10 protein-coding genes are annotated in these 13633 nt (G+C 37.4%); 2 read left to right on the forward strand and 8 right to left on the reverse strand.

From position 1 onward, the window contains the following. Positions 1-25: 25 nt before the first annotated feature. Both eutC and Q0794_RS11900 read right to left on the reverse strand, forming a co-directional pair. Positions 26-859 carry an ethanolamine ammonia-lyase subunit EutC gene (gene eutC, locus Q0794_RS11895; RefSeq protein ID WP_298942151.1) on the reverse strand — a complete coding sequence of 278 codons (834 nt, stop codon included), beginning with the start codon at positions 857-859 and terminating at the stop codon, positions 26-28. Continuing rightward, positions 856-2256, reverse strand: coding sequence for an ethanolamine ammonia-lyase subunit EutB (locus tag Q0794_RS11900; protein ID WP_298942153.1), 1401 nt, complete (start codon positions 2254-2256; stop codon positions 856-858). The genes eutC and Q0794_RS11900 overlap by 4 nt, the downstream gene beginning before the upstream one ends. 175 nt (positions 2257-2431) lie before the next feature. Here Q0794_RS11900 and Q0794_RS11905 point away from each other — a divergent pair, with 175 nt between their 5' ends. Then, on the forward strand, positions 2432-3475 hold the full coding sequence (locus Q0794_RS11905; protein ID WP_298942154.1) for a helix-turn-helix domain-containing protein: 1044 nt from the start codon (positions 2432-2434) through the stop codon (positions 3473-3475). A gap of 115 nt (positions 3476-3590) precedes the next feature. Next, a complete protein-coding gene (locus Q0794_RS11910; protein ID WP_298942156.1) occupies positions 3591-4022 on the forward strand; it encodes a transcriptional repressor in 432 nt (143 codons plus the stop codon). Positions 4023-4651: 629 nt separating this feature from the next. Here the strand turns inward: Q0794_RS11910 and polA are convergent. The 6 genes from polA to trxA form a co-directional block, all read right to left on the reverse strand. Beyond that, entirely contained in the window at positions 4652-7450 is a 2799-nt protein-coding gene (gene polA / locus Q0794_RS11915; protein ID WP_298942158.1) for a DNA polymerase I, read from the reverse strand. Between the two features lie 393 nt (positions 7451-7843). Next, positions 7844-8953 carry a 1-acyl-sn-glycerol-3-phosphate acyltransferase gene (locus Q0794_RS11920; protein ID WP_298942160.1) on the reverse strand — a complete coding sequence of 370 codons (1110 nt, stop codon included), beginning with the start codon at positions 8951-8953 and terminating at the stop codon, positions 7844-7846. Positions 8954-9354: 401 nt separating this feature from the next. Then, positions 9355-10050 (reverse strand): NAD(P)H-flavin reductase, encoded by a 696-nt coding sequence (gene fre, locus Q0794_RS11925; protein WP_298942162.1) that lies wholly within the window; start codon positions 10048-10050, stop codon positions 9355-9357. A gap of 81 nt (positions 10051-10131) precedes the next feature. Next, positions 10132-11601 carry a 4-hydroxy-3-polyprenylbenzoate decarboxylase gene (ubiD, locus tag Q0794_RS11930; protein ID WP_298942163.1) on the reverse strand — a complete coding sequence of 490 codons (1470 nt, stop codon included), beginning with the start codon at positions 11599-11601 and terminating at the stop codon, positions 10132-10134. 248 nt (positions 11602-11849) lie between these two features. Next, positions 11850-13118, reverse strand: coding sequence for a transcription termination factor Rho (rho, locus tag Q0794_RS11935; protein ID WP_160060188.1), 1269 nt, complete (start codon positions 13116-13118; stop codon positions 11850-11852). Positions 13119-13283: 165 nt separating this feature from the next. Beyond that, the gene (trxA, locus tag Q0794_RS11940) at positions 13284-13610 is read right to left on the reverse strand and encodes a thioredoxin TrxA (protein ID WP_025563658.1); all 327 of its coding nucleotides are present in this window, start codon (positions 13608-13610) and stop codon (positions 13284-13286) included. Between the last annotated feature and the right edge of the window lie 23 nt (positions 13611-13633).

The raw sequence follows: 13633 nt of genomic DNA on the forward strand, positions 1-13633 counted from the left end.
TGTTGTTTATTGAAGCAATAGCGGATTAAACCGTTAAGCAAAATTGTTGTGTATCATCGGTATCAAGTAATGAATCTTCAGAACGATCTTTTAAATTTACTCCCGTTAGCTCAAGGCGATGAGATTCAGTGAGTAAATAATGTCCCTTGTGAACTGCAGCTTGGTACTTCAAACCTTCAGGACGAATATTTGAAATACAATTACGTAATGAATCTTCAATACCGCGCTTAGCATTCCATGTTAGATACATTCCCATACTGTCAGGGGAACTTAATCCCGGACGTTCGCCAATCAGAAGTACGACTTGTTTCGCATTTAAGGCTTCACAAACATCGTCTCCCACGGCAACACGGCCTTGTTGAACGACACAGATAGGGGCGATATTTAATTTTTTATTGGGTTCTTCATTGAGGCGGCTAATGAAAAGCTCAACAAAGTGTTTAGCATGGTGACTAATCGCGTAAGAAGATAAACCGTCAGCAAGCACAAACACTAAATCGTAGCGTTCACCTGCCGCAGGCTGTAAAGAAGAAATAGACTGTTCGTCCAATTGACGACCTAAATCTGGACGTTGCAGATATTCCATGCGATCACGTGCTTTGCTATGTAACTTTTGTATTGGTAAGTAAGGTTTTAATATTTCAGATTCTGCAAATTGTTCACATAATTTATCGACATCCAGTGGTACATGAACCGCATCAATAGCTTGCGCATGAGAAAGCTGAAAACGCAGTAGTTCAGATGTTGGCAGACTTGTACCCACACGCCCTAAACCAATACGCGCATCAGTAAATTGACGTAATTTTTCCCACGGGTCTTTATGGACTATTGTTGAGTCATTGGGTTTAATGTCACTCATGAAAGCTCCTTGATCATATTTAATGGATGAGCAAAGCAATCAGGTAATGTGTTACTTAATTGGGTTAGGTTATCCGCAGGAGCCAATTGCATTTTTTTAAACCATTGATCGAACTCTGGTGCAGGACGCAGTCCTAATACCTGACGCGCATAAAGAGCATCATGAAATGAGGTTGTTTGATAGTTAAGCATGATGTCATCAGAACCGGGAATGCCCATGATAAATGAACACTCTGCAACTCCTAATAGCGTTAGTAAGTTATCCATATCATTTTGATCGGCGTAGGCGTGGTTGGTATAACAGATATCACACCCCATCGGTAAACCCAGTAACTTCCCACAGAAATGGTCTTCTAAACCTGCTCGAATAATTTGCTTCCCATCAAAAAGGTATTCAGGGCCTATAAAGCCAACCACAGTATTCACTAATAAAGGTTTAAACTTACGTGCGACTGCGTAAGCACGTGTTTCACAGGTTTGTTGATCCACACCGTGATGGCCGTTAGCAGAAAGCGCACTACCTTGACCTGTTTCAAAATACATGACGTTATTGCCGACAGTTCCGCGCTTCAACTCTAATGCGGCTTGATGTGCTTCATTTAATACGTTGAGATTTACACCAAAACCTTGATTGGTTGCTTCAGTACCGCCAATAGACTGGAAAACCAGATCCACAGGCGCGCCAAGTTCTATTGCTTCGATGGTGTTAGTAACATGCGTTAATACACAAGACTGTGTTGGTATTTCATAATGCTGAATAACGTCATCCATTAACTTCATTAATTTCACTGCTTGTGAAACGCTATCAGTGGCAGGGTTAATCCCTAAGACAGCATCGCCACTGCCATACATCAAACCATCAAAAATAGTTGCTGCAATACCGTTTACATCATCTGTTGGATGGTTTGGTTGTAAGCGTGTAGATAAATGCCCGGGTAAGCCAATAGTGTTGCGGAATTGAGTAATAATATTGCATTTTTTAGCGACTAAAATAAGGTCTTGGTTACGCATTATTTTACTGACCGCAGCCACCATTTCAGGTGTAATACCTGCGCGTATACGTTTGAAATCAACTTCAGTCGTTGTCTCTTGTAATAACCAATTGCGAAAATCGCCCACGGTTAAATGTGAAATTTCTGAAAATGCTGCGGCATCATGATCGTCAATAATAAGACGTGTTATTTCATCTTTTTCATAAGGAATCAGTGTTTCTTCAAGAAAGGTCTTTAACGGTAATTCAGCCAATAACATTTGTGCGACAGCACGTTGCTCTGATGACATCGCAGCAACACCAGCCAATTGGTCGCCCGATCTCATTGGTGATGCTTTAGCCATCAAATCAGCAAGATTATCAAATCGATAAACATGACTACCTAGCTGATAGCGATAATTGGACATGGTAAATACCTCAAAACATTAAATTCGGCGCAAACTTTGCAAACTAATAACAACATAGATTGCGAGGATCGTTCCAACTGAATAACGCTATTACGCAAAAACAAAATTACTTTTAAAACAGCATGTTAAGTAAATAACGCCTCAAATTGAGGCATAAATAAGAAAAGGCGGAAAAATGGGGTTTATAAAGCAGCACCAAGGCAGTACCGTCTCTGCACTAGAAAGGTGCAAATCATTTACTTTTGATGTCAATCAACAAGCAGAAAGCCTAATACAATGGGAGCAACGCTATAATCAACACAGTAGTGGCACATTCAGCGGTTATTTAGATGAATTGAAGTTAGGAGGCATTCATTTCTTTGAAGAATTCACTAACCGCACATTACAACAACAGTGCTGTGTGAAACACGACAATCTATGGCTTGGTTTTTCATTGCAACCGCAAAGACCGAAAATTAATAACAGTGGGATAGTCGAAGGGCAATTAATGACGCGTCCTTCTGGTATTGAATTTGAATTAATAACACCACCAGATTTTCATATTTATGGCCTTGTGATTAATAAAAAGAGTATTAGTGAGGAGATGATTGGAGGAGATTACGATCTATGGCAAAACCAAAGCCATACCATGCAGGCTTCACGACCTAATCATTATGTGAGTTATGAGTTAGCCAAGTTGATTAGTTTATTGTTGAATAATAATAACTCACCGATGGGAAGTCATAGTGTTTTCGGCGATGAAAACCCTGCTCGATTAGCCAGATTAACGCCACTTATTACGTCTAAAGTAGCGGATTTATTGGCACAAACAGAATATGGCTTTGATGAAGTGAAAGTAACACAACAAACCACTCAAAGAGTGATTGCTGATATTACTCATTACATTAAAGAAACCAATAACTACCCTCTCACTATCACCGAATTGTGCCAAATAACCAAGGTCAGTCGACGCGCACTGCAATATTGTTTTGAACAAGGCTTTGGCATGTCACCCATTCAATACATAAGAGATTGTCGTCTCAATGAAATCAGACGTCTTTTATTAAATGCAGATAATGAACTTGGTATTGCAGACCTTGCGCTGGATTTTGGTTTTTTTCATATAGGCACATTCAATGCACAATATAAAAATTTATTCGGAGAAACACCGACACAAACTATTAAACGTTCAGAGACTTACCAAAATATAATTATTCACCAAGATAATGCTAAAAAATAAGACTCAAGTAATAATGAAAAATATTAGATCTGTCACTTGTTACAATAATTGCATTCTTTAATCTGACTTGCTTATGATATTATGACTGTTCTTTTACCGATTATAAGTTGTCACTATGCCCCATCCATTACTCGCGCGAGCAATCGATATTTGTGAGTCTAACAATGTACGCTTTACAGCCGTTCGCCAGCAGGTATTTACTTTGATGGCAGAGCATAAAGGCGCGATTACAGCTTATGAATTATTAGAGCAATTACAAAAATCCGATAGCAAAGCAAAGCCTCCAACTATTTATCGTGCTCTTGATTTTTTATTAGATAATCATTTCATTCATCGTATAGAGTCATTGAACTCTTATCTGATGTGTTGCCACCTAGGTTGTGAACACCCGATGCAATTATTGATTTGTGATAAATGTAAGCGAGTGATTGAACTCAGTGATCCTATTATCGATGAAGCATTCTCAACAAAAGCTTCTCAATTTGGCTTTAAGATAACAAACAAAGTATTAGAAGCACATGGTGTTTGCGACAGATGTATTGCGTAATAAATGAAAAAGTAATCCTCACTTAATAAAAAGTCAGTAATAGATAATGAAGGTTGTATCGTTCAACATTTTTCACCTTCATTTTTATTCTTTCACATAACCTTCTCAAACTCACTTTTCAAAAAAGTATTGAAAAAGCAGATTAAAATCATTTCAAACAGTAACCATTGCTCTCATTACTAATTCAAGATTCAATCGAAACATCTTATTTCTGAACATATGACCAACAAGCATATCAAAGATAGTGCTCAATACGGTTATGAAAGGTGCTGGTAGGAAATGATTAAAAAATAGTAGTAGAAAAATGAAGTCAGTATAAATAAAAGAAGTTATCAACTTATATAACGCTATTATCGGTTATACCGTTGTGATTTTAGACACCTTTATAAAAGATTAAAGTAGTACACCAGCTCTCGCTCAATCAACACAAACTAAGCATAACGTTCCTATTACTCGATGTAGTAACGCTATACATTGCGCCCCATTGTCTCAAAATACAGGCAAAAAAAGCCCCCAATATACGGAAATATATTGAGGGAAACAGGGAAGAGATCATGAAATATCTTCAACTGGTTAGTCATTTGATATTTCATTTAGTTCATAAATTATATAACAAATAATTTATAAACTTAATGCGCTTCATCCCAATTATTACCAACATCTGCGTCAGCAATTAATGGCACATCTAGATCAGCTGCATTCGCCATAATGGCTTGAATCTCTTTTGTATACTCTTCGACACATTCTTCTTTAATGGCAAAGACTAATTCATCGTGTACTTGCATGAGTATTTGAACGCTACCTTGTGGCTGTTGTTTCACCCAAGCTGCCATATCGATCATCGCTTTTTTAATGATATCCGCAGCAGTACCTTGCATTGGTGCATTGATCGCTGCGCGTTCTGCCGCTTTCTTCAGCATACCGTTTTTAGCATTGATATTAGGTAACTGTAAGCGACGTCCAAAGATAGTCTCTACATAGGCTTTTTCATTCGCTAACAAACGCGTATCTTCCATGTATGTTAATACTGCTGGGTAGCGACTAAAGTAACGATCCATGTAAGTTTGTGCTTCTTGACGACCAATATTTAACTGTTTTGCTAAGCCGAATGCGCTCATACCGTAAATCAAACCAAAGTTAATCGCTTTAGCACTACGACGCTGATCAACTGTCACTTCATCAAGTGATACAGAGAATACTTCAGCAGCAGTTGCCTTATGGATATCTTTACCTGTTGAGAAAGCCGTTAATAGACCGTCATCTTGAGACAAATGCGCCATAATACGTAATTCAATTTGGCTGTAATCGGCAGCGACAATTTTATATCCTGGTTGTGCAATAAACGCTTGGCGAATACGACGACCTTCTGCACTACGGATTGGAATATTTTGTAAATTTGGATCGCTTGATGATAGACGACCAGTCACAGTGACCGCTTGATGGTATGAAGTATGTAGACGACCAGTATCTGCATTAACCATTAACGGTAATTTATCAGTATAAGTCGATTTTAATTTACTTAAACCACGGTGCTCAATAATCAACTTAGGTAACGGGTAAGTTAACGCTAACTCTTGAAGTACTTCTTCTGCTGTAGAAGGGGCACCTTTAGGTGTTTTCTTAATGACAGGAATATTGAGTTCTTCAAATAAAATAGTCTGTAATTGCTTCGGTGAACTCAAATTAAAAGGTTTACCAGCTTCTTCATAAGCTAATTCTTCTAACTCTAATAAGCGTTTTGCAATTTCAACACTTTGAACACCCAGTAATTTACTATCAATTTCTACACCACCTCTTTCTATGTCAGATAAGACAGTTAATAACGGTATTTCTATTTCATCTAATACCTTCAATAACTCAGGTATTTCTTTTAAGCGCGCTTGTAACTCAAGATGTAAACGCAACGTAATATCTGCATCTTCAGCTGCATAAGGAGCCGCTTCTTTAATCGCTATTTGATTAAAAGTCAGTTGCTTCTTACCTTTACCGGCAATATCTTCAAAGCTGATACATTTATGGCCTAGATATTTTAACGCTAAGGTATCCATATCATGCTTACCGGTACTATCTAATACATACGATTCCAGCATAGTGTCAAAAGCGATACCGCCTAATGTAATACCATGGTTAAGTAAAACACTGCGATCGTATTTAAGATTTTGACCTACTTTTTTATGTTCATCTGACGTCAACAAAGGCGTTAGTAGCTCAAGTGTCTCAGTAAAATCTAATTGTGTAGGTGCATCAATGTAATCATGCATTAACGGTAAGTAAGCGGCTTCAATAACAGGCGCGGCTTCTTCACCTACATTAGTCTGAATAGCAAAAGATAAACCAACGATTTTAGCTTGCATGTAATCTAAGCTGGTTGTTTCAGTATCAAAAGCGAATACGTCTGCTTGCTTTAATTTTTTAATCCACTGTAATAATTGGCCTTTTGTATAAATCGTTTTATAACTATCACGATCTACCATTGATTTAGCGGCTTCTATAGGCGCAACAAACTGCCCTTCTTGAGATGAAGAAGCTTTAGCGACTAAATTATCACCTGCTAATAATGATGCTAACCAACGTTTAAACTCTAATTTTCCAAATAGTTTAATTAGCTCATCAGTATCTTGCGCAGAAGGTTTAAAATCTTCATAACCTTGGTCTAATTCAACATCTAATTTAATGGTAGCCAATAAGTAAGACAAACGTGCCATTGCTTCATTATCTGCCATCTTTTTAGCCATGGTTTTACTACCACGGAAACCTAAATCAGCTAATTTATCTAAGTTTTCATAGATGCTATCCATGTTACCTAAACCTTGTAACATAGCTAATGCGGTCTTTTCACCGACACCTGGTACACCAGGAATATTATCGACCTTATCACCCATTAATGCTAAATAATCGATGATCATTTCAGGTGGAATACCAAATTTTTCTTTAACGCCTTCAACATCTAAAGTGGTATTAGTCATGGTGTTAATTAAGAAGGTATGTTCATCAACTAATTGCGCCATATCTTTATCACCAGTACTGATCAGGGTCTTAACCCCCATCTTACTCGCCTGTAACGCTAAGGTACCGATCACGTCATCCGCTTCAACACCCGGAATAGTTAAAATAGGTAAGCCCATTGCTTTGATAACGGCATGTAATGGTTCTATTTGGCTACGTAAATCATCAGGCATACTCGGACGATTCGCTTTGTATTCACCGTACATATCATCACGGAAGGTTTTTCCTTTTGCATCAAACACAACCACAATATGCGTTGGACTAAATTGCTTTAACAGGCTTTGTAGCATATTCACTACGCCGTACACAGCCCCTGTTGCTTCACCCGCAGAGTTGGTTAAATGTGGAGGAGAAAAAAAAGCACGGTACAAATACGAGGAACCGTCAACAAGCACAAAAGGATTTTCAGGAACTACAGCCATAGATTAACTACCAATCAGATAAAATTGGTACATAGTATACCTACACGCCATAAAATTGTGATCACGTTTTATTATATTGTCGAAGTGAAGTAAAAATTAGAGGTTAATAGTGCGGATTGATAGCGAGGGTATCAATCTCATTAGAACTTAAAAATTAAGCAATTAATCTCCCCTAAATAAAGAGACAAAAGGTAAGTGGCCATTCACTTTCAATGTATAACTCTCTGTGGATAACTCTGTTAATGAATTTACTTAAAATTTGAGGCAGAACAATAAACAATAAATACCTTTTATTTTTCAAAAAGATACAATCAAAAATAAAACGCAAAAAGCACATTCAATACATTATTGAATGTGCATAACAAATATAAAAATTACCTAGTTTAGTTTATATTAGCTCGTGTAATGGCCAACAGGGTTCGCATACATTTTTAATACTGTATCCTGTAATTCTGGCTTAATCGCTTGAATACGGGCTTTAAATGCTTCGATATCTTGTACTGGAATATTATCGACATCTTGCTCAGCCGCGATGAGGTTAGAAGGATGTAAAAAGTAATTTTGATAAATTTGGCTATCAATTTCTTCAGCAACTTGATCCGCATTTTCAAATGCGCCGCTTAGAGGTTTACCAAAGGCAACATGGACATGACCTTTTTTACCGATAATACCACTGACAATACTTTCAATATCTTCGAATTCAGATTTTTTATATTCACCAAATTCTGCTTTCTCATATAATTCACGTGCTTTTTGTTGATCACATGGGTCAAGCTCATAAGAAACGGCAACAGGCACAATATTTAATGATTTAATATATTCAGCAAATGGAATTTTTTTCTTTTTACCATTCACATAAAACATTTTGATAATCGCAGGATCGGTTTTGTCGAAACCATCTTTTGCACGGCCTTCTTTTTGCGCAATCCAGATACTACTGTCTTCTTTCAATGAACTACAAATATAATCTGATAAGTGCGATAACGATTTCATCATCTCACGAACACCAGTGACGGAACGTTTAACAATAAAACTTTTATTCATGCGCATTAAATCTGAAACAAAAGGTTTACTCAGTAAGTTATCACCAATTGCAATACGTACTGTTTTAAAATCCTCTGAATACAAAGCCCAATTAACAAAAGAAGGATCCATCGCGATATCACGATGATTAGATACAAACAGGTAGTTTTTAGTCGCGTCTAAATTTTCTAAACCAGAATAAGTGAAATTTGTCGTAGTAGAATCAATCATGCGTTGTACATAACGTCCCATGATTTTTTGCATTTGATCAATACAGTTAATTTTTCGCCATTTAAATAGTAAATATTGTCTCACTAAGGGTTTAAGCGCAAAACCTAAATACTTTGATAGTTTAGGGAAACGAAAGCCTAATATCGCATCGATAAACTCTTCGCTATTAATGACGCGTTTGATAGCAGGCTGTATCTCTTCATCATTATAAGGGCGAATATCGCTAAATTTATCAATGTTACTTGGCATGTTTTAATTCTCTATAAAATGGAAGACGCATTTTACATGCTTTTAGCTATGACAGCGAGGAGATTTGACTGAATTTGCTACCTGAGCCAATTAGATTGATGCTTCAGAAGGTAGTTTTTAAAATGCATTGACGTCAACTTTGATTGATTTTCAGTAAGGTGCTAACTGACTAGTTGAATATTATTAAAACAGAAAGTAAGTCGATCAGTGTCTGTAGGAGACTTTACGCTTCCTAAAAAAGCTTATTTAGCGTAAATCTACGCTAAATAAGATACCCCTATCGCATGCGATGAGAGGATTATTCAGTACGATTAACTTAGCGGGAATTAACTTAACTGGAATCCATTGAACTAATATCAATTGAACGGTAACCAGTTAAATTAGTAGCAACCTAACCGAGGTTAGATGAATGCAAATGCATCGCCGTATATATTATCGATTAAAGCACCTTGTTTAATGAAATCTTCACGTGCGATTTTTGCCATTTCAAAGCGGCCTACGATATAAATATCAAATGCAGACAAGTCACTAAATTCATCTAATACTGCTTGATGAACATAACCTTTTTTACCTTGCCAAAATGCTTCAGGTAGCTCTACAACAGGGTGAAAATGGATATTTTGATACTCTGTAGACCAGTTAATCGCTTGTTCTTCAAAGTAAAAGTGTGAATATTCCTTAACTCCCCAGTATAGGTAAACAGGGTTCTCTAATTCAGACTCAACAATTTGCTCTAGAATCGATTTGACATAAGAGAAGCCAGTTCCACCTGCCATTAAGATAATAGGACGAGTTGAAGATTCACGTAAATAAGCGGCACCGTTAGCAATTTCGACTTCTAATGGCTCACCTGATTGCATTTTTTCAACGACTTGCATCGCATATTTGTTATCTTCAGTGGCACCGATATGTAATTCAATTAAATCGCTTGAAGGTGTATTGGCAATAGAAAAATGACGTTTATCCCCTTCCCCCATGATCACTGATACATATTGTCCAGCTTTAAAAGAAACAGCACTGGTTGGGGCTAAAAATATACGGTATAAAAACGCATTTAACTTTTCAATTGACGCTACATTACAAGTAATTTGTGACATTCTTTTCTCTTTATTTTTTGGCGAAAAATATGACTAACATAAGGTTAAAAAGTTAATGATAACTAGTTCAACCTTTTTATATTATGGCAAAATATCTAACTCATTCCAAAGATCATCTATTTTTTCTTTTACTTTTTCATCCATGACAATAGGTGTCCCCCATTCACGGGTTGTTTCACCAGGCCATTTATTGGTTGCATCTAGGCCCATTTTTGAACCTAAACCTGAGACAGGTGAAGCAAAATCTAGATAATCGATAGGTGTATTATCAATTAAGGTGGTATCACGGCTTGGATCCATACGCGTGGTGACTGCCCACATCACATCATTCCAATCTCGGACATTAACGTCGTCATCACACACAATAATAAATTTAGTGTACATAAACTGGCGTAAGAAAGACCAAATACCTAACATCACCCTCTTCGCATGCCCCGGATAACTTTTCTTCATCGAGACGACAGCCATACGGTATGAACAACCTTCAGGCGGTAAATAAAAATCAACGATTTCAGGGAATTGCTTTTTAATAATTGGAACAAATACTTCGTTAAGTGCCACACCCAGTATTGCTGGTTCATCGGGTGGACGTCCAGTGTAAGTACTATGGTAAATGGGATCTTTTCTTGTCGTAACATGGGTTACTGTCATTACTTGAAAATCGTCGACTTCATTATAATAACCAGTATGATCACCGTAAGGTCCTTCTGGCGCTTCTTCACCAGGCATCAAGTAACCTTCTAAAATCATTTCCGCTGTTGCAGGGACATCTAAATCATTACTTAAACAAGTTGCGACTTTAGTCCGTGAGCCACGTAATAGCCCTGCAAAGGCATATTCAGATAAGGTATCTGGCACAGGTGTCACTGCACCCAAAATAGTCGCTGGGTCGGCCCCTAAAGCAACACTCACGGGAAAAGGTTTACCCGGATTAGCTTCTTGCCACTCACGAAAATCGATCGCACCACCTCGATGTGATAGCCAACGCATGATAATTTTATTTTTAGAGATCAACTGTTGACGGTAAATACCGAGGTTTTGGCGTTTTTTATAAGGACCTCTCGTAATAGTTAGCCCCCACGTAATTAACGGCGCTACATCACCAGGCCAACATTTCATAATAGGTAATTTAGTTAAATCGACATCGTCACCTTCCATCACAACTTCTTGGCAAGCAGGTGAACTTACCTTTTTGGTTGGCATATTTAACACTTGCTTGAAAATAGGCAACTTTTCCCACATCGCCTTTAGGCCTTTAGGTGGTTCAGGCTCTTTTAAATAAGCAAGCCATTCACCGACTTCACGCAATTCACTGACTTTCTTTTTGCCCATTGCTAATGCAACACGTTCAGTGGTGCCGAAAAGATTAGTTAAAACAGGCGTGTCGTAACCTTTAGGATTTTCAAATAACAAGGCAGGTCCGCCAGCACGTAGCGTACGATCGGATATTTCAGTCATTTCTAAGTTCGGGTCTATTTCTTGGCTAATACGCTTTAATAGCCCTTTTTCTTCTAGCTGATTTAAAAAATCACGCAAATCATCAAACTTCATATTCACCTGCTTATTATATTGAACGGTTACAACTTATTAATCTCGATTAACTATCTAAATCAATACGAAAGAGAGCCAATAACTGATCAAGTTTACTGATTAAAATTAATTATGTCTTAATTGAATGAAAGAATAATAGTAATTCTACTTAATAGCTTATCAAGTGTTATGTCACTAACGATCAGACAAAATTTAAAGTAAAAAAAACGCTACCTAAGTAGCGTTATTTTCCAATAAATCAAAATTAATTATTTTGATTTTTGGTTTTTCATTGCGTCGAAGAAGCTATCGTTAGTTTTGCTTAAACCTAACTTATCGATCATGAATTCTGTTGCGCCGATTTCACCCATTGGATGGACGATCTTACGTAGAATCCACATACGTTGTAATTCATCAGCTTTAGTCAGCAATTCTTCACGACGCGTACCTGAACGAGTGATATCAATCGCAGGATAAACACGTTTTTCAGCTAATTTACGATTTAGATGAATTTCAGAGTTACCTGTACCTTTAAATTCTTCATAGATAACTTCATCCATTTTAGAACCCGTATCGATAAGCGCAGTAGCAAGGATAGTTAAACTACCACCTTCTTCTACATTACGTGCAGCACCAAAGAAACGTTTAGGACGATGTAATGCATTAGCATCAACACCACCTGTTAGTACTTTACCTGAGCTTGGGATAACGGTGTTGTAGGCACGCGCTAAACGAGTGATCGAATCAAGTAAAATAACCACGTCTTTTTTATGCTCTACAAGACGTTTTGCTTTTTCGATAACCATTTCAGCGACTTGTACATGTCGGCTAGCAGGCTCATCAAAGGTTGACGCCACTACTTCACCACGTACTAAGCGACGCATTTCTGTTACTTCTTCCGGACGCTCATCGATTAATAAAACAATCAGTTCGGCATCAGGGTAATTAATTGAAATACTTTGTGCGATATTCTGCAATAGCATAGTTTTACCGGCTTTTGGCGGTGCAACTATCAATCCACGTTGGCCTTTACCAATCGGAGAAACTAAATCTAAGATACGTGCAGTAATGTCTTCTGTGCTACCACTACCATTTTCTAAACGGAAACGCTCATCAGGATGGATAGGCGTTAAGTTTTCAAATAAGATTTTATTGCGGGAGCTTTCTGGTTTGTCGAAATTGACTTGCATAATTTTCAGCAATGCAAAATAACGTTCGCCTTCTTTAGGCGGTCTTATTTTACCTTCAACACTGTCACCAGTTCGTAAATTGAAACGACGAATTTGACTAGGGGAAATGTAGATATCATCTGGACCAGCTAAATAAGAGCTGTCAGAGCTACGTAAGAAGCCAAAACCATCTTGTAAGATTTCTAAAACACCAGCACCGAAAATATCAGCACCACTTTTAGCATGGGCTTTTAATATTGCGAAGATAATATCTTGTTTTCTAAGGCGGGCTAAATTTTCAAGCCCCATAGAACTTCCAAGCTCAACAAGCTCAGGAACGGGAGTATTTTTTAATTCGGTTAGATTCATAATTCTTTTGATGTTTTAATATGGATTAAATGGGTAGATAACGTGTGTTTGAATAGCTTAAATATGAATTGCTCATAATTTGAGCGTAAAGGTAGCATTAATAATTGGAACTGTCCAGAATGAAGATTAAGCTAGATTAACTTAACCTCATTCTGAGTAGAATATTTAAACGTTAGCGTCTAAAAACTCTGTAAGTTGTGATTTAGAAAGTGCGCCAACCTTAGTTGCAGCGACTTTTCCATCTTTAAATAATAATAAAGTTGGAATACCACGAATACCAAATTTTGGTGGTGTTTCACTGTTTTGATCGATGTTTAATTTACCAACAGTTACTTTCCCTGCATATTCAACAGCGACTTCACTTAAAATTGGTGCAATCATTTTACAAGGACCACACCATTCAGCCCAAAAGTCCACTAAAACAGGACCAGCTGCATTTACAACGTCAGTGTCAAAACTTGCATCACTTAAAGTTACGATATTTTCGCTCATTTTTATCTCCAGAAAAGATTTAC

This window comes from uncultured Psychromonas sp. (assembly GCF_947489755.1).
In the GTDB taxonomy this organism is placed as follows: domain Bacteria; phylum Pseudomonadota; class Gammaproteobacteria; order Enterobacterales; family Psychromonadaceae; genus Psychromonas.